The following is a 26,446-nucleotide window of genomic DNA, read 5'->3' as shown; positions in this document are numbered from 1 at the left end:
AACCATTTTTAAGGCGGGTAAACAGGCAGAAAAATGTGAAAGCACTCACACAAAACCCAAGCGTGGAACGCGTTCTAAACTTGAGCAGATATTTAACCGTGATTGAAAAAAATCGCGCTGCTACGCACTTTCTCAAGTGGCGCCACAGGAAAATCGGATGAAAAGGATGCTAATGAACCTATTTCGGTTGGCCGCTACAGGCAGTTTTTTACTGCTGACAAAGTTCGCACTGGCTCAGAGCGTGAGTTTGCAGTCCATTGCGGAGGCCGCATCACCACCCGAGCCCGCCACTATTTTTGTAGCGAAAGAAATTGTCACGCTTTCACCGAATAAACCGAATGTCACGGCGGTAGCCGTAATAGGTGACCGCGTTGTGGCAACAGGTTCGCTGGCAGAATTAAGGGCCGCTGCGGGCGATCAAAAATTTACCGTGGACCGCACTTTTGCCGACAAGGTATTAGTACCGGGATTAATTGCGCAGCACGATCATCCGATGCTGACGGCGCTTACCATGTCGTCGGAAATTATTGCCATCGAATCTTGGCAGATGCCCTACGGCACCATTCCCGCGGCGAATAACGAACAGGAGTATCGCGCGCGCCTGAAGGAGGCCAACGCAAAACTGCAAGATCCTGACGAGGTATTGTTTTCCTGGGGCTTCCACCAGCTGTTTCACGGTGAATTATCCAAAGAGCTGCTGGATAAAGTGAGCACCACGCGGCCGATTGTAGTGATCCATCGCTCCTGGCACGAAACGTTTATGAATACCAAGGCGCTGGAAAAACTGGGTATCGACCAGGCATTTATTGATGCATTGCCAGAGGCCGCACAGAAACAAACCGACCTGGCCAAGGGACACTTCTGGGAAAGCGGCATGTTTGCCTGGGCCCCCAAATTAATGTCGGTAATCACCAGCCCGCAGAAATTCCACAAGGGATTGGAGCTGACCCAGCAATATATGCACGCTAACGGTATTACTCTCGCCTCGGAGCCCGGCGGCCTCTATTCGAAGGAGTTACAGGCGGCGGAAAACGCGGTGCTGTCGCCGCCGGATTCTCCGTTCCGCTATTACTTTATTCCCGATGGCCGCTCCATTTTCGAAGCCTTTCCGGACAATGCCGTCGCGGAGGTCAAAAAGACCCTGAGCTGGGGCGAAGGCATGACTAGTATCACCCCCAACCAGATCAAGCTGTTTGCCGACGGCGCGGTCTATTCCCAGCTGATGCAGCTGCGTGAGCCCTATCTCGACGGCCACCACGGCGAGTGGATCATGCAACCGGAAAGCTTCTCCAAGGCCTTCCGAACCTACTGGGATGCGGGTTACCAGATCCACGTTCATGTGAATGGCGACGCCGGCCTCGATCTGGTGCTGGATAACCTGGAAGACAATATGCGGCGCAAGCCTCGGCATGACCACCGCACGGTGCTCGTTCATATTGCCGTATCGGACAAGGACCAGATCGACAGGGCGAAAAAGCTGGGGGCTATTTTCAGCGGCAACCCCTACTACCTGGTCATGCTTGGGGACATGTACTCGAAGGTCGGCCTGGGGCCGGAGCGGGCGGACAACATGGTGCGTATCGGCGATATCGAACGCGCCGGTATCTCCTACTCCTTCCACTCGGACATGCCCATGGCCCCCGCCCAGCCGCTGTTCTTGATGCACAGTGCCGTCAACCGCAAGACCGTTTCCGGCCGGGTGGCAGGGCCGGACCAACGCGCCAGCCGCCTGGGCGCACTCAAGGCGGTCACGCTGGACGCGGCCTACTCCCTGCGTCTGGAGGAGAGAGTTGGCAGTATCGTGCCGGGAAAACTCGCGAACTTCACCGTTCTTGCGGACAACCCGGTGACAATCGCTCCGGACAAGATCAAGGATATTGCCATCTGGGGCACCGTACACGAGGGGCGCAAGCTGCCAATTCAGCACAACAACAGCGCGGCAAACGGGCTCGGGCCGGTACCCAATGAGGCCACCGCACGCCTGCTGGCCGAGGCAATTCACGCGGGGCACAGCCACTCAAGCCAGCACCCCGCGGGGCACGGGGATATCTGCATGGCCAACCGTGTCTTTGGCGAGGCGCTCGGGCAGATGAATTGACCATCTGAGGGGTGATTATCCGCCACAAATATGGGTTCTACAGGGGTTCTGTATCGGTTCTTTTAGGAGCACGAATTAATGTCTTTCTCCCCCTCACCAGAGGGGGATAACAAGGGTGCAGCCCTTGGGCACAATGGAGAAAATAACCGGAAAGTCTCGGCGAACTCTTTAACGGGAGGCGCGTTGAGACGGCCCGACTGGATTTCTACAGGTGCCCGCCATGTCCAAGCCCACTCGCCGCCTGGCCGCCAGCCTGATGTTTGCGCTGACATCCACTCTCGTATCGGTTCCGTCCACAGTCATTGCCGCCGCGAGCGACCTCTCATCAACACCGCAGCTGGAGCGTGCCGAACCGCCGTTCTGGTGGGCGAATATGGCCGAGCCGAGCCTGCAGCTGATGCTGCACGGCAGCGACATCGCCGGTGCCGAAGTCAGCCTCGACTACCCCGGCGTGACCGTGATCGGTACCGAGCGCGAACAGAATCCGAATTACCTGTTTATCAACCTGTCGGTATCCGCCGATGCCAAGCCCGGCACCCTGCAGATTCAACTGCGCAAAGACAACTGGCAGCAGGCGCTGAGCTATGAGCTGAAGCAGCGCCGCGCCGGCTCCGCCGAACGTCAGGGCTTCGACTCCAGCGATACCATCTACCTGATTACCCCGGACCGCTTCGCCAACGGCGACCCCAGTAACGACAACACCGCGGATACCAAAGAAGAAGCCAACCGCGCCGACCCGAACGGCCGCCACGGCGGTGACATCGCTGGTATGCAGGCGCACCTCGACTACATCGCCGATATGGGTTTTACCCAGATCTGGCCGAACCCACTGATCGAGAATGACCAGCCGCAATACTCTTACCACGGATATTCGGCGACAGACCTCTATCGCATCGACTCCCGCTATGGCAGCAACGCCAGCTTCCGCGCGTTTGTGGCGGCAGCCAAGGACAAGGGTATTGGCGTTATCCAGGACATGGTGCCCAACCATATTGGCGACGGACACTGGTGGCTCGATGACCTGCCGGCGGACGACTGGCTGAACGGCAACGGCGTCGCCAAAGGCGAATACGAATACACCAACCACGCCCGCACCGTGCACATGGACCCCTATGCCAGCCACAAGGACCACCAGCTGTTCACCGATGGCTGGTTTGTGGACACCATGCCGGACCCCAACCAGCGCAACCCGCGCATGGCCAACTACCTGATCCAGAACGCGATCTGGTGGGTGGAATATGCGGACCTGTCCGGTATTCGTGTAGACACCTATGCGTATTCCGACGCGGACTTTCTTACCCACTGGTCCGCACGCCTGATGCGTGAGTACCCCAACCTCAACATCGTTGGTGAAGAGTGGACCCGACAGGCGGCCTTGGTAGCCTACTGGCAGGCGGGCAATAAAAACCGCAACGGTTATATATCCCACGTGCCGAGCATGATGGATTTCCCCTTGCTCTATGGCCTGCGCGATGGACTGGAAAAACCGGAAACCTGGAGCACCGGCCTCGTCACCCTGTACGAGTCACTGGCGAATGACGTGCTCTACCCCGACCCGAATAATCTGGTCATCCTTGCCGGCAACCACGACATGAGCCGCATGTATAGCCAGCTGGACGAAGACATGGGCAAGTTCCGCATGGCCGTGGCCTATATCGCCACCATGCGCGGCATCCCGCAGTTCTATTACGGCGATGAAATCCTCGCAAAAAGCCCCAAGCACCGCGACGACGGCGTGGTACGCAGTGATTTCCCCGGTGGCTGGGCGGGCGACAAGGTCAATGCGTTTACCGGTAAAAAGCTGAGCCGCAAACAGCGCGAAGCGCAACAGTATGTGCGCACCCTGTTTAACTGGCGCAAGCAAAAAGACGTAATTCACAGTGGCGAGCTCAAGCACTTTGCCCCCATCGATGGGCTCTACGTGTACTTCCGCTACGACGAAAATGAAACGGTGATGGTAGCCATCAACAAGAGCGACCGCGCGCGCGAATTACCCGTTGCGCACATGGCGGAAGTCCTTGGCGATAAGGCCACTGCCACCGACATCACCAGCGGCAAATCCCAACCGCTGCAGGAACTGGTACTCGCCCCAAGCGATGTACTGGTTGCCGAAATATTTTAAAAAACGACCGTACTTAAACAAAAAGACAAACGAAAGCGACGATGAAAGTAGTGAAAAGCAAAAAGCCCACCAGGCTGCTCCAAAAACTCGGCCTGAAAACTGTTTTAACAACAGCGCTGGCCGCCGCCCTGCAACCAGCATTTGCGGATACCGCGCGCAGCTACCAGGAACACACGCTGTTCGATGATAAGCTGGTGATCGAAACCAGCGACAGCCAGGTAACCCTGACCCCGCTGAACTCTGGCGCACTGGAAGTGCACTACCAGCGCGAGGGCATGAAACACCTGCCCTCCTTCGCACGTGCACACCAGCAACTGCAACAAGACGTGCAGGCGGAACTGAATGTTTCTACCGAAGCGCTGCGCTATTCCCTTGGCGACATCACCGCGGTGATTCACAAGTCGCCGTTTGCCATCGAATACCTGCACGATGGCAAGCCGCTGTTGAGTGAAGAGCACGGCTTCTTCGCCAACCAGACCATGCGCGGCTTCCGCTTTAACCTCACCGACGATGAGAAACTAATCGGTGGTGGCCAGCGCGTGCTGGGCATGGACCGCCGCGGTCATCGCCTGCCGCTGTACAACAAGGCGCATTACGGCTACTCCACCGAATCCGAGCAGATGTACTTCTCCATGCCGGCGGTGATGAGCAGCAATAAATACGTACTGCTGTTCGACAACAGTGCCACCGGCACCATGGACCTCGGTGCCAGCGAAGACAGCGTGATGCAGTTTGAAGCCGTGGGTGGGCGCAGTGCCTACATCGTGGTGGCGGGTGAGAATTACCCCAAACTGATCGAAAACTACGTGGACGTTACCGGCCGCCAGCCGATGCCACCGCGCTGGGCGCTGGGCAATTTCGCCTCCCGCTTCGGCTACCGCTCAGAACAGGAAGTGCGCGAAACCATCCAGGCCTTCAACGACGAAGATTTTCCGGTAGACGCGCTGGTGCTCGACCTGTACTGGTTTGGCCCGGACATCAAAGGCCACATGGGCAACCTGGCGTGGGACAAAGAAAACTTCCCGCAGCCAGTCGAGATGATGGCGGAGCTGAAAGAACAGGGCATTCAAACCATCCTGGTTACCGAGCCGTTTGTTCTCTCCACCTCCGAGCGCTGGGATGAGGCAGTAGCCAGCAACGCACTGGCGAAAAACCTCGCCGGCAAACCCAAGCAGTTTGATTTCTACTTCGGCAACACCGGCCTGATCGATGTTTTCTCCGAAGACGGCCGCGATTGGTTCTGGAATATTTATCAGGACCTGAAAGCACAGGGCGTTTCCGGCTGGTGGGGCGATCTGGGTGAGCCGGAAGTGCACCCGTCCGACACCGTGCACGCGATCGGCATGGCGGATGAAATCCACAACGCCTACGGCCACCGCTGGGCGCAGATGCTGTTCGAAAACGAAAAAGCCAACAACCCGGACGAGCGCCCCTTCATTATGATGCGCGCCGGTTTCCCGGGTTCACAGCGCTACGGCATGATCCCGTGGACTGGCGACGTGTCGCGCGGCTGGGGCGGCCTGCAACCGCAGGTTGAGCTGTCCCTGCAAATGGGCCTGCTCGGCTTTGCCTACACCCACTCCGACCTGGGCGGCTTTGCCGATGGCGAGCGCTTTGAACGCACCCCGTATATCCGCTGGCTGCAGTACGGCACCTTCCAGCCGGTGTACCGTCCGCATGCACAGGAGCACATCGCTCCGGAGCCGGTGTTCCACGACCGCAAGACCCGCAACATTACTCGCGAGTTCATCAAGCTGCGTTACCGCCTGCTGCCGTACAACTACACCCTGGCGTTTGAGAATAGCCAGACCGGTATGCCGCTGATGCGTCCGCTGTTCTTCGAGAACGAAAACAATCTCGAACTGATGGATAACAAGAGTGCCTACCTGTGGGGTAACGACTTCCTGGTGGCACCGGTGATGGAAGATACCCGCAGCGTATCTGTAGAACTGCCGGGTGGAATCTGGTTCGACTACTGGAACGACAACCAGTACGGCGGCGACAAGGCCGAGATCAAGGTGAGCCTGGAAACCATTCCGGTACTGGTACGCGCCGGTGCGTTCATCCCCACCGTGGCGGATATGAAAAACACCCAGGAATACACCAGCGAATACCTGCGCCTGGATTACTACGCGCACGAGTCAGTGCAACAGTCCTCCGGCACGGTGTACGAAGACGATGGCGTAACCGCCGATGCCTTTGCCAAAGGCCAGTACGAAAAGCTGCTGTTCAGTGGCGAGCGCAACGATACCGGTATCGACTTCACGTTTACCCGTGAAGGTGACGGCTACACCGGCGCCCCGAAAAGTCGCAATGTGGAACTGGTGTTGCACAACGTAACCCTGCCCGCTTCCATCCAGCAGGGTGAGCACACCATCGCCCTGGTGAAGCGCGAAAAAGATTTGACCGAGAACACCGCCTGGTACAACAAGCGTGAAAAAACGCTGCACGTGAAGTTCCCCTGGAGTGGCGCAAGTCAGTCCCTTTCGGTCGCCCAGTAAACAAAAAGCGAATAGAGAGAAGATGAAAAAGTTTATTCAGCTCATACTCGCCTCTTCCGTCGCAGCCGCCACCCTGAGTGGCTGTGACCAAAAGATGGAAGCAGCGGAAAGTGCACAGACCCAGTCCAATACTGAGGTAGCGGTTGAAGCTTCTGTAGAAAGCTTGTCCGGCAAGCCGGAGATCTACCAGGTGATGACCCGCCTGTTCGGCAACACCAACGCCACCAACAAACCCTGGGGCACCATTGAAGAAAATGGCGTGGGCAAGTTCAGCGACTTCACCCCCAAGGCGCTGGAAGAAATCCGCAACCTGGGTGCCGACTACATCTGGTACACCGGGGCGCTGCACCACGCGGTAGTGCGCGACTACACCGAATTCGGTATCGCCAATGACGATCCGGACGTGGTGAAAGGCCGTGCCGGCTCTCCCTACGCGATCAAGGACTACTACTCGGTAAACCCGGATCTCGCTAACGACCCGAGCAAGCGCCTGGAAGAGTTCAAAGCGCTGCTGGAGCGCTCCCACGCCGCCGGCCTCAAGGTCATTATCGATATCGTTCCCAACCACGTTGCGCGTAATTACCAGTCCCTGGCCAAACCCGAGGGCGTGCGTGACTTCGGCGCGGACGACGACAGCAGCGTTGCCTATGCGCGCGACAACAACTTCTACTACGTCCCCGGCGAGCCCTTTCAGGTACCTGTGGCCACCGACGGTTACCAGCCGCTAAACGGTGAAGCCCATGCACTGGTGGATGGCGAGTTTGAAGAAGTACCCGCCAAATGGACCGGCAACGGCAGCCGCGCCCCGCAGCCCCAGCAGGGCGACTGGTACGAAACCGTGAAGATCAACTTCGGTGTGCGTCCGGACGGCAGCTACGACTTTGCGAAGCTGCCGGCCGACTACGCGGAGAAAGACTTCCGTGCGCATGCGGCCTTCTGGGCGGAGCAGGACGTTCCGGATAGCTGGAAGAAATTCCGCCAGATCACCGACTACTGGCTTGCCTTCGGTGTCGACGGCTTCCGCTACGACATGTCTGGCATGGTGCCGGTGGAATTTTGGAGCTACCTGAATTCCAGCATTAAAATGCAGAAAGCCGACGCGCTGCTGCTGGCAGAAATCTACCAGCCGAAGCTGTACCGGGACTACATCCACCTGGGCAAGATGGACTACCTGTATGACAAGGTAGGCACCTACGATGCTATCCGTGCGGTGATGGAAGGCAAAGCCGGCACCGATCCGCTGGTGGAGATTCAGGAAAGCCTGAGCGGTATCGAAGACAACATGCTGCGCTTTATGGAGAACCATGACGAGCAGCGTATCGCCTCGCCGGAATTTGCCGGTAACCCGCAGGCAGGTATCCCGGCCATGGTGGTTTCCGCTACCGTGAGCGGTGCGCCGACGCTGATCTATTTCGGCCAGGAACTGGGCGAGCCGGGCGACGGCGATGCCGGCTTCGGCAAGACCAGCCGCACCACCATCTTCGACTACTGGTCTGTTCCCAGCATTCGCCGCTGGCACAATGAAGGGCAGTTCAACAGTGAACAGCTTTCCGCCGGCGAACAGTCCCTGCGCGACTTCTACCGCGAGCTGCTGACTTTCAGTAGCCAGAGTGCGGCACTCTCTGGTGAATACCTGGACCTGCACCGCCACAACCGCGCGCAGGGTGAAAACTACTCCGACAAGCTGTACAGCTTTGCGCGCTGGGCCGGTGACGATCGCCTGCTGGTGGTTGCTAACTTCGCCGGTAGCGACAGCGCGGTGGACCTGGCTGTGCCATCTGACCTGATCAAGCGGTGGCAGCTGGCTCCGGGTAAGTACACCCTTACCAACCAGTTGCAGGAAGGTAGCACGGAACTGGTGGTCGCCGATGACCTCAGCGCTTCCGTCGCCCTGACTGCGCCTGCGCTGTCCGGTCAGATCCTCAAGCTCGAGCACTGATCTCTAGCTCTGATACTCGCTATGATACTGGGCGGGGCGCCTCTGCGCGCCCCGCACTTTCTTCCCACCCCTCGTCCCTACCTGCCACACGCTCCCGTATCCGAAACCTTTCCAACCTGATACTGTCTTAGACTTCACAGTCAGTGGTTTACACTGATTTTTGGGCGCCAAATTTGGTGCACGGCGTTTTAAAGGGAGGATTGTCATATGGGTGGAATCAAAGAGTGGCTGGTTGCCGTGCTGGTAGCGGCAGCAGTCATTGCCGGTATTTACTGGTTTGTGATTAAAGAAGCCAACCGACCCGAAACACCGGTGGCCGTGCCCGAGGCGGTACCCGAAGTTCAGCCCAAAGTTGAGCTGGAAGAGCCGGAACCCGTAATCCCCCCCGCGCCGGAACCCACCCCACCCAAGGAAGAACCGCGCAAACTGCCCGCGCTGAACGATAGCGACAAAGAGGCCGCCAACGATCTGGTCAGTCTCTCCGCCGATGGCACACTCGCCCGCTGGATTGTGCCCGATGAAGTGGTGCGCAAATGGGTAGCTGCCGTAAACACGGCAACCAAGGGCGACCTAATGCACAAGAACCGTCCGTTTAAAAACGTGGACGGAAAAATTGCAGTAAAAGAACTGGAGATCCGCCCGGACGGACAAAAGGTTTATGTACTGTCGCAGGAAAACTACCAGCGCTACGACGCACCGGTACGCCTGTTCGCCATGGTGGATACCGACACCGCGGTAAACCTGTATCAGTTCTGGTACCCACGCCTGAAGCAGGCGTATGGTGAACTCGGCCTCAAGAACAAAAACTTCCACGCAGCGCTACTCGCTGCCATCGATCAGGCACTGGCCGCACCGGAAGTCGACGGCCCGGTTAAGCTGGTCCGCCCCACGGTGTATTACAAATTCGAAGACGAGAAAATGGAAAAGATGCCTGGCCTGCACAAACTGATGATTCGCATTGGGCCGGACAACGCGGCACGAGTGAAAGAAAAACTGACCGAACTAAAAAGCGCACTGGAAAACATGCCTTCCGAGCAGCAGTAGTTCGCTACAACCTTTCCGCAAAGCAGATAAAAAAGCCCCGAAGATTCGGGGCTTTTTTGTGTTGGACTGATCGAAGCGGTTACACAACCCCACCAGACCAGTGGCTTTCCGGCAAACTGGTTACCCCCATATAGCGGGCCACATCACCAAACAGCTGATGCGTGCCGTAAATCCGCTGGCCGTTGTTGACCCCGTCGCCACAATTGATGATCCGGCCCATTTGCAGGGCGCCACCGGCACCGCCGGCAAGGGTCACCGCACCCGCTGCACCCCCGTGCTTCGAGCCATCACCAACTTCTGAGAACATCACCACCAGGGTGTCATCCAGTAAGCCGCTGTTTTCGAGCTGCTGCAAGGTGTAGGCGAGCAGACTGTGATACCAGCGCACCTGTGCGGTGTGCGGCACATCGCCCGGGCGATGCGAGGCACTGTGGCTGGCGAATTCGTTGTACCAGCGGGTAATGGAACCCACGGTACCACTATCAGAGCTGTGCTGAATCCCCTGGCTAATGGCGTCCTGCGACATCTGCCAGCACTCATCGAACGAATAGTTCACCAGGTTGCCGTTCTCATCCCCTTTGGATAGCTGCAGGGTGGCGACCCGATTTAGGCCACAGGAGAAAGCACCCACAATGTTATCGATTTGCGCGCGCGCCAAATGCGGGAACATTTGCCATTCGGTGGGTGTTAGCTGGCTCGAGGAACTGGCATACGGGTCGCTCATCACATTGGTGTTGAAGCTGCACTCGCCTACCTGGTTGCCGGCGAGATCCCGCAAACGCTTCAGTGCATTTTCATGCAGTGTGAGTTTGTCGCGACGGGCGCTGTCGAGAGTAACTTCGGCAAGGCCGTCGAAGTCGTTGAGAATCGCTTCGTAATAGGCCTGTTTGTCGCCGCTGCTGCCGCCAGAGCTACTACCACCAGAACTGCCGCCGCCACCGCTAATACCAACGGCAAGTTTCTGCGCGGCATCCGCCGGGTCGTTATTCGGAATCGGGCGGGCGCCGCTATCGTAACCGCGCGGCTTGGAGATCATGATGTCGGAGCGGCCGCCGGTACGCACGCCGAGGCTCAATACACCCTCGCTGCCCAACTGCTCCGCAATCAAGTGATCGATACTGGCGCTTTCGCGACTGATTTCATTGTTACCGGTGAGAATGCCGCGCATATCGTTGTAGTGGGCTCCGGCACCGCTACCGATATCCAGTGTCATGTTCTGCAGCACAATCATGCGATCGTGCCAGGAAGACAGCGGCCCCAAGCCAAAGCTCAGTTCCTGGCTGCCACTAATGGTGCCCGGGCCCTGTTGTGGCACCCAGTTGTAGGGCACCACACCGTTGGGATAGTAGAGGAACAGCACGCGCTGCGCAGAGCCGGTATTCGCAAATACCCGCTGCCCGAGCATGCTACTGGCCACCGGCAACAGCATACCGGCCTGTGCCAGGTTGCGCAGGAACTTGCGGCGCGACTGGCTGGTGGATTCCTTTACGGAAGCAAAACCAAGTTTATTCAGCAGTTTCATTGTTTTTATCTCCCGAATTTAGCGACGCAGAGTGAAGGCGTCAGACAGAACCAGCGTACGCAACATGTCACGCATGCCACCGCCATTGCGCAGGTCTTCACTGACCGCGTGGATAATCAGGTCATCACTTGTGCCCTCTTCGCGCCCAACCACGTAGCGGTAGAACTGACGTGCAAAGCAGGCTTCGCCCTGATCACTGCTGGCAATCAGCGATGCCAGCTCCGGTATCGAGTAGAAGTCGTAGCTTTCGCTCGCCGGGTCTAGCACCGTAGCCGCGCTGTACAGGCTCTTAATACTGCCGCTATCGTCAATTTCGCGCTGCTCACCGGTACCGATGGTTTCGATGGTGCGATACAGGGCATCACTACCGAAACGCTCGAAGCCGAAGCCAACACCGTCAATAAACTGGTGACAGGCAGCACAGGCCGGATCCGAGGTATGCCGCGCGGTGGCTTCCCGGTTGCTGTCGCTGTCTTCAAACACTACGTTGAAGTCGGCTGCCGCAGGTGGCGGGAACTCCTGACACATCAGCACTTCGCGCACATAAACACCACGCTTGATCGGCGCCGGGTTTACCGTGCTGGTACGGGAAGCGAGGAAGCTGCCGTGACCCAGCAGGCCAGTACCACTGCGCGCGTCACCGTTGGGGAAGTTGCGAATAGACCAGTCACCATTGGTATTTTCCAACCCGTAGTGCGCGGCCAGTTCACCGTTCGCCCAGGTGTAATTCGCAGAGAGCAACTCACTGAATGCGTTGTTACCGCGAATATTTTCCAGCACGAAGCCGACGGTCTCTTCTTTGAATGCCGAAATCAGATCTGCACTGCTGATCGCCGGGAAAGGATACTGGTTGTTGATCAGCCAACCGGAGATAAAGCGGCGCAGTCCGCGTTCCGCACGCGGGTCCGCCAGCAGACGGTCTACCTGTGCGGCCACATCAAAGTTTGCATCGCTCGCAGCCAGCAACAGGGTGTCATCTGGCGCGGTTACCCAGAAGGTGTAGGAAAGCAGGGTCGCGATTTCGTAGTTGTTAAGGCGATACAGCCCGGTCGCACTATCCAGTTCACCCAGCTCGGAACGGTACATAAAATGCGGCGACATCAGCATGGCCTGGACGACCAGACGGCCATCGTCCTCACTGGTGTACAAGCCGGTGTAACGATCAATTTCCTGAGTCGTCAGCGGACGACGGAACAGGCGGAAGCCAAGTGTGTCGACCACACAGCGGTTATCGCCACAGCCATCAATCAAGCTGTTAAAGCCGAACTGGGAAACCGCCATGTCGGCAACCTGTTCTGAAACCTGCTCGTACCCCAGGGTGCGGTCGTTGCCGGCCGTGAGGAAGGAGGCAGTGTCGAAGTTGCGGAACAAGCCATCTGCCGGCACCGGTCCCATCACAGACTCATCGAAGGCGATACCGAAGACGTCGCTGACGCTGTTGAGGTATTCCTCACGGGTCAGCAGACGCATGTTACGCGCATCGAGGTTACTGCCATCGCAGTCGTTGCCGGAACAATTACTCGTGCTCCAGGCTTCGTCCACAATCAGGCGAGCCGTTTCATAAGCACAGGCACCAGGCTCGTCGCCCGCACAACTGGCGGTGGCGTCCATCGGCATAAAGTCTTCGATGTACTGCGTGAGCACATTGAGATCCCAATTGCTGCCGGTACCAGCCAGAGCCGGTGCAACATCACCCTGACCCTGATCGCCATGACAGTTAGCACACTGTGCCGCGTAGAAATTCTGCCCGGCCTGGTAGTCGTTATTACTGCTCGGGAAGAGTGCCACCAGCGACAGGTCGTGTTGCGGAATCAACAATTGCACCTGAGGCTGCGAAGGATCACCGACGATGTAAGGCGTCGCATCGCCACTCCAGCCACCGAATTCGGTGCCCAAAGGAGCCGCATCTGCATTCACGGTAATCACACTGCCGATTGCATAATCCCGCTCGCCATCAGCCGTGGTTCCGCCAATCACTGAGACACGTGAGGTGTCGCCACCCACCGGCGCTTCCGGAACCCAAGGTTCCCAGGCACCGCCGACGAAACTGGAGGACTCATTGATGTTGCGCTGGTCACCGGTCTGCTGACCGTTGCCACTGTTGAACACCAGATTGACTTCACCATTTTCCAGATCAGCTTCGTCTACTGAATGGCTCCACCAACCTTCGGTATCGGGACCGGACATCAACAGCCCAGGCCACTGAGTGAGCGCCTGGTCCTGGCCATTTACAGTTACCCACAGATGAACGAATACCTGATCCCAATCTTCCGGGTTGTCGTAACGGACAGCAATACCGTTGAAGCCCTCTTCCAGAGTGGCCGCCGCGGTTAACTCACCCAACACGGCTTGCACCGTAACCGCGCCTTGCGCATTACGGGTTACCAGACCACTTTGATCAATCGTCGCCGGGCCGCTGGTCACGGACCAAACAACCTGCCCGTATACATTTGCGCGCGTACCGTCGGCACGCACGCCATAGGCAACCAGCTGGCGACTGCTATCCAGGGCGACATTGCCCGGGGCGATTTCCAGTTTGGTAATGCTGACTTCAATACCCGTGACTTCGACATTCAGGGTTTCGGTAAATCCACCCTGCTGCACGGTAATCGTCGCGGTGCCATTTTCAGTGGTCCCAGCACGCAACACGATAGCGCTTTGGTTCACCGACTCGACTGTTACGATCGACGAATTGCTTGAAGTCACACTCGGAGCGACATCCACCGGTACGGTAAAGCCGTTGTCGTACAGTGCCAGCACATCAACGTTCAACGCATCGCCCGCATTAAGGCGGTTGTCATCGGCGCGCACCACGATACCAACCTGCTGCGCGTTGACGCTGTCGATCCAGTTACGGAACAGGGCCTCTGCCACCGGGTTGGTATACAGGGTGCCCTTAGGCATGCGGTTGTTATCGGTGGTCTGATAGATGTAGACCAGACTGCTGGCATGATCGAACGGACGCAGGCGTGCGGCACCACCAGTGGTTTCCACGTTTACCAGACGCATTTCGTCCAACGGCGTGTCGTACTGCAGATCCATAAAGCCGCTGGCGTGACAGTGCGAACAGTTGGTGTCGAGATAGACGCGCGCACGCTCGTCCAGATCGGCGTTGGTATCTTCCGCATCAACAAAGCTGCCATGGGTATCGACACCACCAATATTCTGCGTAAACAGTGCGATATTGTTGAACACATCCAGCTGGTTAGCGATGGTTTCAGCACCTTCGCCGTACTGGAAGTTTTTGTTCAGCTGACGAGTATGTACCGCCAGGGGCTCGCGACTGCCACTTCCGATGTGACAGGATCCGCAGTCGGCGGCAGACTGCACGGCCCTCTGACGGTTCTCGATACCGCCGTCCATCACTGTGAGTGATTCGGTAACCAGATCAGCGTCGCTACCGTCGCTGTTCCAATAATAGTTTGCGGCCTGCCAATTACCGGTGTCCTGCCGAAACAGCACAGAAGTGGTAAAGGGCTTGGCCGGGTTATCTGCGGTAGCAATGCTCTGGTGTTTTACCAGTACCGAGCCGATCGGCAGGTTCCAGTTATTGGTACCGTCGAATGTGATCTGGCTGTCGTTCGGCAGGGCGATGAAGTGACGGGTATCGGAGCCGTCAAACCAGCCATCGGTGTTCAGATCGTATTCCAGTACGCCAGTAACCGGCACCAGGTTTTGCACATCGGCGAACAATCCGGTGGCAGAAAGTTTTGCCGGGATCACCGCACTTTGCGCATCGTCATCGACAACTTTGTAGATCGTCGATTGGCCGCCGTACTCCACACCGTAAGTGGAGACTAACAAAGTCTCACCACTCAGGTCGGTACCGAACGAGGCGATATTTTCTGGGAAAGCTTCGCTAATTAGCTCCTTGGCTTCGCCGTCGACGATCGACCAGATGCGCTTGGTAACGTAGTCACCGAAGACAAATCGGCCGCTCAGGCCCGGCAGCGAATTTCCGCGATATACCACGCCGCCGATAATGGAGTAACCGGTGGGGTGAGCGTAGCCATCGCGCGGCGGTTCGAAATCGGTACTGCAGTTTTTCGCGGGGTCACCACCGAGGTCACCACGGTTGTTGGTGCCTTCACACACCGGCCAGCCGTAGTTCTTCCCTTTTTCGATCAGGTTGACCTCTTCGAAGCCCGCCTGACCCACTTCGGTTTCCCACAGGGTGTACGGGGCCTCGGTATCGAAGCTCCAGCGCCACGGGTTGCGGTGGCCATAAGACCAGATTTCTTCGCGGAATCCGGGTACGCCTACAAACGGATTATCTGCGGGAATTTCGTAGTACTTGCCGTCCACCGGCTGTGCCAGCGGTTTAATGCGGATAAAAGTACCGAGAAGGTTATCGGTTTCCTGTGCACCGTTATTGGTGCGGGGGTCTTCCGGGTAACTCATGGTGGCACTGTGGCCATAGGCACCGTCACCAACACCGAGGTAGAGGTTATTGTCCTCGGGGTGGAACTGCATCATGCCACCCTTGTGGTCCGGACCACGCTGCGGGATACGCAGGATTTCCACATTGGAGTTGGCAACCACCTGGGTCGGGTTGCTGGGGTTATCTACCGTCCAGCGCGCGAGGATCGCGTCGCCGTAACTGCCATCCGGGGCGCGTTCGTTATCGTCGGTGCCGTGGATGTAGTAAATATAAATATATCCGTTGCTGGCGTAGTTGGGATCGAACGCCATGCTGAGCAGGCCCTGCTCGTGGTAGTTGCGCACCTCGTTGTCGATATTCAACAGGGTGTTCACTTCGCCGGGCGCCACATCTTCCCGGTTCGGGAAAATGAAAATGGACCCGGATTTATCTACCACGTACATGGAATCGTTAATGCCATCGGAAATCACCATCACCGGGGACATAAACTGACCCTGAAGATTCGGGTAGGCGATTTCGAAACGGTAGCTACCGCCGGTGACATTACCGGAAATCGGGAAATTCAGCGGCTGTTCCAGCAATGGGCGCGTGGTAGGTGGCAGATCGACTACCGGCTCTGAATCCAGTCCACAGGCACCCGCAGTCATCCACTGGTTCTGAATGTAGCAGGGGTTGCCATCGTAGGTGAGGTCTGCAGTTTGCGGTGCACCGTTGTTATTAAAAATAACACTCAGTGAGTCGGGCATCACACCGCCATTCAGATGAGGCTCAAAGTCGTAGCAGAAATATTCACCCGATGCCGTCATCACATTGCCGGGCCAGCCCGGCAGATTGTTCAGGCTACCGCCCGGCTGTGGGTTCCAGAAATAAATATGCGGCTGGGCATAATTGTCCGGATTATCGAAGCAGATACTTGTGGGGGAATCCCCGGGCGGAGGCTCGACCACCTCGGTGACGGTGATCGCTTTGCTGGCATCATTAAACGTGATGCGATAGCGACCATTAGCAACTTGATAGTCATTCGCTGGGTAGGCTTCGTCCCAGTTCTGATAGTGGCTGATCTTGAAGCGCGGGTTGGCGTCATCGAACGTCTGTTCGGTGAACCAGACACCTTCACCGGCATCGTATTCCATCGCCGTGGTGCCCCAGTTATTCGGGGTGCCGCGGAACCAGGCTTCAGACCAGGTTTGCGCGCTCGCGCTCAACGGGAGGAGTAGTGCCAGCGCAAAAAAAACACGCAGGCAAACATCAGCAACGGAGTGTGACACTCCGGCTTTTTTCGGGGTAGAAATCATCGCTGTGCTCCGGGAGTTATTTTTATCCGGACGACCGTCATGTTTATACATGCGGTTTTTATTATTTTGCTGACGACCTCTCAGCATGCTTTTCGCGCCCCTTTTTGGGGCGAGCTTTTACGTTACTCCTTTTTTACAGAGGCGTACCTCCTCCCCCCCGGGGCGTAGTCATACGCCCCGCCAAAATTGTGAAGACATGCACAACTTGCATAAATGGCAGGCAAAAAAAAGCCGATATCAGAACTTTGATATCGGCAAACCTTTCGACGAGAAAGAGAGGGTTGGGTCACACAAGGATAAATGTGGACTCGAAAAACATCTTCGAAATTTCGTTACTCAAAAATTAGCGCACGCTCACCTGGCTGGATTTACTTTCGCCAAGCAGCAGAATGTCGAATGCGGTATCAAACTTCAGCTCGCCATTTTCAACAACCGCTTCACTGCCAGAGTAGTAGTCTTTTACCACTGCGCCTTCGGCAAATACGCCACCAGCTGCAACGCTCTTCGCACCTGCAGGCATATCGATGGCAACCAGGACTCGATCGCTCTCGGCGCCATCACGCTCCAGAGTACGCGAGAAAATATAAGGGGCTTCGTTCAGCTGCTTGTGCACACCAGCACCTACCGCCATATGCGACTGACGGAACTGACCGAGCTTTTTCCAGTGACTCAGAATCTCGCTGGTTTCGCTCTGCTGAATGCTGTCCCAGTCCATCGGCACGCGCATGGATGCATCGCCATAGGCCTGTTCATCAATCATTGGGCGGGCAATTTCATCACCGTAGTAAATCTGCGCACCACCCGGTGCCAGCATCAGTTTCAGCGCCGCGCTTTTCACTTGCTTACGCTCGCGGTCGAACGAGTGGTGATCATCGTGGGAACCGAGGTAGTTCAACACGGCAACACCATCTAGCTCACCACCGTGCAGAATGCTGGAGTAGTCGCTGAAGATGTTTTCCATATCCTGGGAAGCGTGGGCTGCGAAGCCCATGTTGATCAGGCTATCGAAACCGTGGTTGAAGAAGTCGACCTTGCGATCACCGAAGTTGTAGTAACGGCCTTCACTGCTGGCAAAATTATTGACGCCGAAATGGAAAACCTCACCGACCATGAAGAATTCACGATCATCCAGTTTGTTTTCTGGGTTGTTTTCCTTCCACTCAGCCAGCGCCAGGCTCGCTTCTTTCTTAAGTACGTTCCAGATTTCCGGCTCAACGTGCTTTACGGTATCTACACGGAAGCCTGCTACACCATATTCGCGCACCCAGTCGGTCAGCCATTTAACGATGTAGTACTTGGGCGCACGCGGGTAACCGGTGCGATCGAAGAAGGCATCCAGCTCAGCCACCTCCTGATCCAGGCGGCCTTCGCGCTGCCATTTTTCGGTGAGCTGCGGCGGCAGGTCGACTGGCTCTTCGCTTTCAGTCAGGATGTCTGGCAGGTTGTCGGTCAGTGCACAGGTGACGTTCTGGGCAAAGCTGCTCCAATCACACTGCGGGTTGGTACGCACCCAGTCAGACGGCCACAGCGGATCTTCGTTGGTCACCGGGCCGGTGTGGTTGATGATCACATCCATGAAGATGCGCACACCTTTGCTGCGCGCTTTGGCGATCAGCTCGGCCAGTTCTTCTTCGGTACCGAAGTTGGCATCAACGGTGGTCCAGTCTTTCGGCCAGTAGCCGTGGAACGCGTAGGTGCGTTTGTCACCCTCGTCGTAGCCGTGCACGTTCTCGATGATCGGGGACATCCAGATGGCGTCGACACCCAGGTCGGTGAAGTAGCCTTCTTCCAGCTTCTGGATCACACCGCGCAGGTCACCACCGTGGAAACCGCGCATATGGGCGGCATCGCCCTTACGGCCGTAGGACAGGTCATTATCCGGGTTACCGTTGTGGAAACGGTCCGGGAGCATGAAATAGATGGTAGCGTTGTTCCAGAAAGGATCGGTGGCCGCGCTCTTGTCGCTGGCCGGCGCCGCCTTGGCTACATTCTGTGGGGCCTCTGGGGCGCTCTGTACGGATTCGACGTCGCTGTCGGTGCATCCGCTCATGGTCAGGGCCGCCGCTGAAATAAAGGCCGCCAAACTGGTCATTTTTCTCATTATCTTCCCTCCGTCGTCATGGAACGGTCATCACATCAGCGTAATGTACTCCGCTGCCCCCCAGATTCATCCTCCCGGGGCGGGGCGTAGATGAAAAAATCAACGGTCGGTGATAATCTTGACTCCCCGTTCTAGGGGCCGCCTACAAGCACAAAAAGCACACAAAAACAGGGGGCGGTAAATCTGCGCCGGAGAAGAACAAATACTGCGCAGAGAGAGAACTTAGGGACCAGATTTCCAAATTTGTAGGAGTGAACATGCAGGACAAACCCGTAGTATTCGTGGTGGTAGACCCCAACGATGAACGCCACGTAGCCCTCGATCGCGCCCTGGCGACCGCCCGCGAGCGCAACCCGCAGCCCAAACTGGCCGTATTCGTTGCCGTTGACGGCGAAGCCGTAGACACGCGCGCGGTGAATGATCACCTGTTCCGCGACGAATTCTGGTTCCGCGACCAGATTCGCAAGCCGATTGAAGAGGCCGGTGTGGAGTTCGATATCACCGTATGCTGGTCCAGCGACTGGCAGGCGGCCATCATCCAGGAATCCAAGCGCTGTAATGCGGAAATGATCTACCTGCCGGTACACGCACGCAGCAGCAACCGCTTTACCTTCGCCGAGTCCAAGTGGCAGGTACTGAAGCAGGCCAAGTGCCCTGTGGTACTAATCCGCCCGGGTGCACAGGACCGCCGTAAAGTGGTACTGGCCACCGTGAACTACCAGGCGCAAACCACCCAGCAGCGCCAGCTGAACCGCCAGATCACCGAGCGCGCCAGCTACATTGCCGAAGTATACGGTGCGGAGCTGCACCTGGTGAACGCATTCCTGGATTCCATGCTCTACCCAGACCGCGGCGCCCTGGCCAAGCTGGCCACCAAGACCGGCGTACCAACTGACCGAATCCACGTGAAGCAGGGCTACACCAACGAAGTGGTTGCGGAGATCGCCAAAGAGATCAATGCAGAACTGGTGGTTATGGGTACCCTGAACCAGTATGGCGAAACCGGCTCGCTGCTGCGCGGCAATACCGCCGAGCGCGTCATCGGCTCGTTGGATATTGATGTGATGGTGTGTAACGCGTTTACCAATACTGCGCATTAACGCGCGATTTTCGCCGTATATAAAAAACGCCGGCAATGCCGGCGTTTTTTATTTGGCCCCAGAAAATTACAAGGAGGCCAAGAAGTCGTCGTGATCGGCAAGCTGCTTTACTGTTCCCTGGATCAAGGTCTGCAAGCTTTCCATCAAATCAGTCAGCTGACTATCGCTAAGCCCATCGGCAATTACATGGTGGTCCTCAGGCATTACACCTTGCCCAATAAGTACTTGCTGCCACGCCACCTCGGTAAATAAATCGTCGAAATCCCTAAACGCCTTCCCGGACCTGCGGAACAGTTCCATCTTCTCTTGCAGAGAGTCCGGAACCGCCATTTCCTCGCACTGCCGCCAGAATTCACTGTCGCGACGCTGATTAGCCTTGTAATGCAGAATGATAAAGTCGCGAATGCGCTCAATTTCCACCTGGGACTGACGATTGTATTCCGCAACCTCTTCTGCACGAATTCCACAATGTGGGAAGCATTTTATCAACCGTGTAGCTGCAGACTGAATCATATGGATACTGGTGGACTCCAACGGCTCCAGGAACCCGCTGGAAAGTCCAATCGCTACCACATTCTTGCGCCACGCCTCACGCCGGCGACCGGTACGGAAGCGAATAACTTTCGGTTCGGCGAGGGGTTCTGCATCGAGATTGGACATGAGAACTTCGCGCGCCTGCTCATCTGTCCAGTGGCGACTGGAATACACCAAACCATTACCCGTGCGGTGCTGCAGCGGTATCCGCCACTGCCACCCGGCTTCATGCGCAATCGACCGCGTATAAGGGACAATGGGTTTTACCAGCGCACTGGGTACCGCCTGCGCACGGTCACACGGCAGCCAATGGGACCAATCGTCATAGCCAACCCCCAGTGCTTTGTGAATCAGCAGTGCAGCCATACCGGTGCAGTCGACAAAGAGGTCACCCGGTACTTCACGACCACCTTCCAGTACTAACTTTTCGACGTAGCCGCTTTCAGGGTTGAGTTTGACTTCATCTACGGTCCCCTCAATACGCGTAACACCCTTACTCTCCGCGTACTTGCGCAGAAAATGGGCATACAGCCCTGCATCAAAATGATAAGCGTATGAAATGCCCGGGAGGTTAGTACCTTTGATCTGACCCAGGGGCGAGAACTTGTTGTTTTTTGCAGCCTGGTAATTCAGGGAGTAATCCCAAAGGCTTTCCGTTCCGCCATTCTGGCGATGACGGACCCAAAAATGGTGAAAATCACAAAAGGGAAAGTTCTTTCCGATTGTGCCAAAGGCATGCATGTAGCTATCGCCCTGCTTCAACCAGTTTTCAAACTGGATGCCCAGTTTGATAGTACCCTTGGTTTCACGCAGGAATTCTTTCTCGTCTAAACCGAGCGCCTGGTTAAAGTTAATGATGGGCGGAATCGTGGCTTCACCCACACCGACAGTACCAATCTTATCGGACTCGACCAGAGTAATGCTGATTGACTTGCCAAGCACCTTGCACATCAGCGCGGCCGTAATCCAGCCCGCTGTACCGCCACCTAAGATAACCAGATTTTTTACTACTTTGTTATTCACGTTATTTCGCAAGCCTGTCAATGAAAGAGTCTTGTGTGATGTTGCACTGCTAACCTAGCAAAAAGTATACATTGCTCGAAACACCATCCCACATGCGTTTATAAGAACGCCCAGACAAAAAAAAGCCCCTGCAACACAGGTTGCAAGGGCTTTCGACCTAAGGTCTAGACTAACCTAGGCATTACAGCTTGTAGCTAAAGCCCATCAGGTAAGTCTTGCCGTAGCTCTGGTAGTCACGAACCTGCAGAGCGTTGTCGCCACTCAGAGTGGTGAACGGCTCGTCGGTCAGGTTCTGACCTTGCAGGAATACAGACAGACCTTCCAGGCCACTGATGCCGGACTCAGCGAAATCGTAACCGATTTGCGCATCAACCAGAGTCTCGCCAACTACATTCACCTGTTCGGTTTTGAAGCCAGTACCGTACACTTCGCCTTTGAAGTCATCACGCTTACGCAGGCTGGTACGGGCGGAGAAGCCGTGGTTGTCGTAGTACACGGTGAACGTCTGGATGCTCTCAGACAGGCCCGGCAGTTCAAACTCATTACCATTCAGGTCTTCGATGTCCTGGCTCAGGCCAGTGTGGCTGGCGATAAGACCAAAACCATCAAGGCTCTCGTGGAAGATGTTGAACGGCAGGGAGCCAGACAGTTCGTAACCCTGCAGGGTACCACCGCCACCGTTGACCTTGCTGTATCGAGTCGCGAGAGACCCTACACCTTCGTCAAACGCATCAGTAGTAGTGCGAGCCGGGTCATATCCGGGCATATCGGCGATATCGATTACGTAGTTGTCATCGAAATGCCAGTTGCTCAGGTCTTTCCAGAATAGCGCTACGGAGAAGTAGCCTTCTTCGCTGAAATAGTTCTCGTAAGACAGGTCCAGACCTACAGCTTCTTTTGGCTCCAGAGTGGGGTTACCACCGCCTACAGACCAATAGAGTCCATTACCATCCGGGCTGCCAGAAGGAGAAACGTTAACCGAAGAGTTCATCTCATCCATGCGCGCACGGGAAATGGTCTTGGCAGCACCGAAACGTACAGTCTGCGCATCGGTCAGAGCCAGAGACAGGTTCAAGCTGGGCAGGAAATGACCGTAGTCGTGATCGACATTGTTCTCAACACCAACTACCAGTCCGTCTTGAACATCACCAGCATAGCCTTCGGAACGCTGATCGGTATGTACGTAGCGCGCACCCAGGTTACCGGTCAGCGGGAAGCCTGCAACTTCAGTCTCGAAGTTAGCCTGTACAAAGGCAGCGGTAACCGCTTCCTGCACGGTGTAAGAACCGGTGAGGTGCTGAATACCAGTCAGGGCTTCGTCAGTCAGGGTGTAGTAACCGTCGTTCAACAGACCGCGTGCGTCGTACGCAATCATGTCACCCATACCGATGAAGTCGAGGGAGGTGCTGCCCAGACGGTACTCTTCCGGTACAACCAAGGTACCCTCGAACTCAGTCGGGAAACCCGCGAGGGTCATGTAGTAACCCTGTGAGCGCTTGGTCTTTTCGCGATCGCGGTAAGAGATACCGTAGCTGATTTCATTGACGATGCCAGCTTCAACCATTTGGGTCGCAGCCAGCTTCAGGGAAGTCAGCTCGTCATCAATTTCCGGAGTATTCAGGAAGCCGTCCTGACCAGAATTTTCCAGCGGGGTACCGGTAATACCAAGGCTGTCGTTCAGTGCCTGGCTCCAGCCCCAAGTCAGCGGGCCACCCAGCTGGATCAGGTCAAAATCGCTGTAATCCAGTTCATGAGTGAAGGTCACTCCAGTGTTACCCGGCTTGAAGGTATAACTCAGGTTGTCAGCAACGCCGTTGTCGTTACCACGGCCAGTACCTGCGTAGCTTTCGAAGCTCCAGATCTGACGCTCAACCGCAGAGTGGCTGACATCGAATTCCAGTTGCAGATCGTCGGATGCCTCAAACTCAGCATTGAAGCCGAAAGAAGTCAGCTCCGCTTTGCGGCTTTCAAAATCGTTACGTACAACGACACGCTGGCCGTCGGTATTGGCGCTGGTGATAAAGCCAGTCGCTGGATCAACGTCAGCAAAATCTGCAGACAAGGCACCCTGGCCCCACGCGAACGGCACTTCAATACCGCGCAGAATCTTTTCATCTGCAAAGTCTACGTACAGAGCATCAAAAGTAGTGTTCAGACGATCGTTAGGCTGAGCCTGGACAACCAACATGACAGAGTCACGGTCCAGTACAGAAGAACGTACGAACGGCTTGGCACCGCCAAGAATAGAGTATTGCTCGCCGTCTACTTCAAATTCAGGGTAACCCCAAGCATTCCAACGCTCTTCCTGGCTCGGAGAGCTCATGGAGTTTACTGCCAGTGCCACACCAATGGTGTCATCGGCGAACTGATCGATGTAAGAGAAGGTGAAGCGCTGGCCCTGGTCTTCGCCGTCCGGATTCAGTTTATCGAATCCAGTCATTTCCATTTGGCCGTTGAACTGCACAGTGCGCTCGGAACGCTCCAGCGGCTTGACAGTTTGCATGTCAATTACGCCAGCGATGCCCTCAGCTTCGATGTTGGCCTGCGGCGTCTTATGAACGGTAACACCGCTCATAATTTCGGATGGGTAGAGATCGAACTCTACGCCGCGGTTATCACTAATGGAAACCTGCTCGCGACCATTAAAGGTAGTAGCACTTTCGTTTTCACCGAAACCACGGATGGATACACGGCTTGAACGGCCGTCCAGGCGCTGCGTAGCCAGACCAGGCAAGCGAGAGATTGCGTCAGCAATAGAGGAATCCGGCAGTTTGCCAATATCTTCTGCAGAAATGGCTTCTACTACCGAAGTGGCGTCGCGCTTGGTTCCGATAGAGTCCATAACACTCTTACGGAAACCAGTTACGGTAATCTCTTCGAGGCCAGTATTTCCGTCTTCTTCCTGAGCGAATACGCCAACGGAAGTTACGGACGCGGCGATAGCTGCGGACAGCAGCGCCGGTCGAAATCGTTTGTTTGTCAGACTCATCATCATCTCCCTTGGACTTATCGTTATGGTGAGTAATGCCATCCTAGGCTTACCCGAAGTCCATATCCTCCACCCCCCAGGGGGGAGGAGGGGGAGAAGCTAGGGTCGGCAGAGGAGGAGGGGGCCAACCCAAGTCACCATCGAGGCGGGGATTATACGGGGCGTACAAAAAATGTTCAGCCCCAGATGAGCAAATATAAAGGCAAAAACGCCCAGATTAGCGCTCGAGCCAGGCGGCAGCACCAATCAGCGCCGGGTAGCCGGCCTTCAGCACCTCCACCCGTACACCCTGCAGCCAGTCACCGAGCTGCCCCTTGGTCACAAAGCGCTGTTCGAACTGGCTCTCTGGCAATAGGGACTCGATACGCGGCAGTACGCCACCTCCGAGGAACACGCCACCGCGAGCGACATAGTAGAGGGCAGCATCACCGGCAGCACTACCGAGGAAGTTGAGGAAATCGATCAGGGTTTCACGGCACAGGGGGTCGGAACCATCCAGGCCGCGGCCGCTTACGTCGGGAGGAGTCAGGTCTTCTGCCGGGCGGCCGTGCAGTGCGCATACGGCGCGGTACAGGTTCACCAGACCGCCGCCGCTCAGCACATACTCGTTATATACCGGCATCTGCTCGCGGGCGAGAATACGCAGCAGCTCCAGTTCGCGCTCGCTGCCAGCGGGGAGATTGGCATGGCCACCCTCACCCGGCACCACGCGGTAGCTGCCACCTTCGCTCACCAGGCCAGCAACGCCAAGACCGGTACCCGGGCCCAGCACCACCATGGGGCCGCCCTGTTGCGCGGGCACATCGCGCAGGGCCCACTTGTCGGTTTCCGGCAGGCGCGGCAGAGACAACGCCAAGGCGGCAAAATCATTGACGACCAGAGCGCGCTCGAGCGAGAAACGCGCGCACAGCTCTTCTGCGCGGATATCCCAGCCCAGGTTGGTCATGGTCACGCGGCCGCCCTGCGGGGTCTTTTCCACAGGGCCAGCGACCGCTACACACGCTTCTTTGGGCACATCGCACGACAACTCTTCGAGCCACTGACTCATTGCAGAGTAAAAGTCACCAAACTTAGCGCAGTTCACCACCTGAATAGCATCCAGCCGATAACCAGTCCCTTCCGGGATGGCCACCGCAAAGCGAGCGTTGGTACCGCCGATATCTGCGACGATTCTGGTCATGCATGCGTTCCTTGGGTCAACACGAGGGGATAAGCCCTGTAGTAAATTTACAAAAGCGCTATCGAGGCGCGCTAAGGTAATGATTTCAGGTGAAAAATTCCAGACCTAGCCAGCAAAAAATCGCCCCACAATGATGAAATATGCGCTTTCCGAGAGAAGGCGACGCAGAAACGACTCCGTAATAAAACTACGAAATGACCATTTCCCCACGCTATCTCACCCTCAATGCGCCAGTGACGGGCTCGAAAAATGCGAAACTCAGCAACAATTACCAACAATAGTTGGACTGAGACACCAGCCTAGACGTGACCGCAACCTGACGCGACTCTATTCATGACTGTTTTCCTGAGGCGGATGGATAGACGAAACACCCACGGTGGGCACTCATGACCAGAAAGTCAGGCGAGGAAAGAAAAGTCCGGCAGGATGCACCTGCCGGTCCCAATGGGGCGACGAGAAGATACCCGTAATAGGGAGAGGAAAGATGATGTCGAAAGCTTTTACAAAGTACCCGACTGGCGCATGCCAGCCAGGTGATCTCTGCTGCCACGCAACCAATGGCGTACTCGACGCCATAAAGAGTCGCGCTTACTGTCGCGAAAATCGCCCCACTTTAC

The 26,446-nt window shown here is 56.4% G+C and carries 12 protein-coding genes; 6 read left to right on the top strand and 6 right to left on the bottom strand.

Annotated elements, in window-relative coordinates:
* Positions 1 to 172 precede the first annotated feature (172 nt).
* From LCM31_RS15125 to LCM31_RS15105, 5 genes are all read left to right on the top strand, one after another.
* Complete coding sequence (locus LCM31_RS15125; protein ID WP_224871469.1) at positions 173 to 2,098, top strand: amidohydrolase; 1,926 nt, start codon at positions 173 to 175, stop codon at positions 2,096 to 2,098.
* Positions 2,099 to 2,318: 220 nt separating this feature from the next.
* Entirely contained in the window at positions 2,319 to 4,220 is a 1,902-nt protein-coding gene (locus tag LCM31_RS15120) for a glycoside hydrolase family 13 protein (protein ID WP_224871467.1), read from the top strand.
* A gap of 41 nt (positions 4,221 to 4,261) precedes the next feature.
* A complete protein-coding gene (locus LCM31_RS15115; RefSeq protein ID WP_224871465.1) occupies positions 4,262 to 6,721 on the top strand; it encodes a glycoside hydrolase family 31 protein in 2,460 nt (819 codons plus the stop codon).
* 22 nt (positions 6,722 to 6,743) lie between these two features.
* The gene (locus LCM31_RS15110) at positions 6,744 to 8,660 is read left to right on the top strand and encodes an alpha-amylase family glycosyl hydrolase (protein ID WP_224871463.1); all 1,917 of its coding nucleotides are present in this window, start codon (positions 6,744 to 6,746) and stop codon (positions 8,658 to 8,660) included.
* Positions 8,661 to 8,867: 207 nt separating this feature from the next.
* Complete coding sequence (locus LCM31_RS15105) at positions 8,868 to 9,704, top strand: DUF3014 domain-containing protein (RefSeq protein WP_224871461.1); 837 nt, start codon at positions 8,868 to 8,870, stop codon at positions 9,702 to 9,704.
* Between the two features lie 79 nt (positions 9,705 to 9,783).
* Here the strand turns inward: LCM31_RS15105 and LCM31_RS15100 are convergent, their stop codons facing one another.
* The 3 genes from LCM31_RS15100 to LCM31_RS15090 form a co-directional block, all read right to left on the bottom strand.
* Entirely contained in the window at positions 9,784 to 11,226 is a 1,443-nt protein-coding gene (locus tag LCM31_RS15100) for a DUF1552 domain-containing protein (protein ID WP_224871460.1), read from the bottom strand.
* 18 nt (positions 11,227 to 11,244) lie between these two features.
* The gene (locus tag LCM31_RS15095) at positions 11,245 to 16,902 is read right to left on the bottom strand and encodes a PQQ-dependent sugar dehydrogenase (protein WP_224871458.1); all 5,658 of its coding nucleotides are present in this window, start codon (positions 16,900 to 16,902) and stop codon (positions 11,245 to 11,247) included.
* A 343-nt stretch (positions 16,903 to 17,245) separates the two neighbouring features.
* Positions 17,246 to 19,003, bottom strand: coding sequence for an alpha-amylase family glycosyl hydrolase (locus tag LCM31_RS15090; protein ID WP_224871456.1), 1,758 nt, complete (start codon positions 19,001 to 19,003; stop codon positions 17,246 to 17,248).
* Between the two features lie 257 nt (positions 19,004 to 19,260).
* On the opposite strand from LCM31_RS15090, the gene LCM31_RS15085 reads away from it, so the two are divergent.
* Positions 19,261 to 20,103 carry a universal stress protein gene (locus tag LCM31_RS15085; RefSeq protein WP_224871454.1) on the top strand — a complete coding sequence of 281 codons (843 nt, stop codon included), beginning with the start codon at positions 19,261 to 19,263 and terminating at the stop codon, positions 20,101 to 20,103.
* 66 nt (positions 20,104 to 20,169) lie between these two features.
* Here LCM31_RS15085 and LCM31_RS15080 read toward each other — a convergent pair whose 3' ends face one another.
* From LCM31_RS15080 to glk, 3 genes are all read right to left on the bottom strand, one after another.
* Entirely contained in the window at positions 20,170 to 21,660 is a 1,491-nt protein-coding gene (locus LCM31_RS15080) for a tryptophan halogenase family protein (RefSeq protein WP_224871452.1), read from the bottom strand.
* 181 nt (positions 21,661 to 21,841) lie between these two features.
* A complete protein-coding gene (locus LCM31_RS15075; RefSeq protein ID WP_224871450.1) occupies positions 21,842 to 24,649 on the bottom strand; it encodes a TonB-dependent receptor in 2,808 nt (935 codons plus the stop codon).
* A 217-nt stretch (positions 24,650 to 24,866) separates the two neighbouring features.
* Entirely contained in the window at positions 24,867 to 25,829 is a 963-nt protein-coding gene (glk, locus tag LCM31_RS15070; protein ID WP_224871449.1) for a glucokinase, read from the bottom strand.
* Positions 25,830 to 26,446 lie beyond the last annotated feature (617 nt).

The organism is Microbulbifer agarilyticus (assembly GCF_020171345.1).
GTDB classification, from domain to species: domain Bacteria; phylum Pseudomonadota; class Gammaproteobacteria; order Pseudomonadales; family Cellvibrionaceae; genus Microbulbifer; species Microbulbifer agarilyticus_D.
This window is presented reverse-complemented; position numbering and strand designations above follow the sequence as displayed.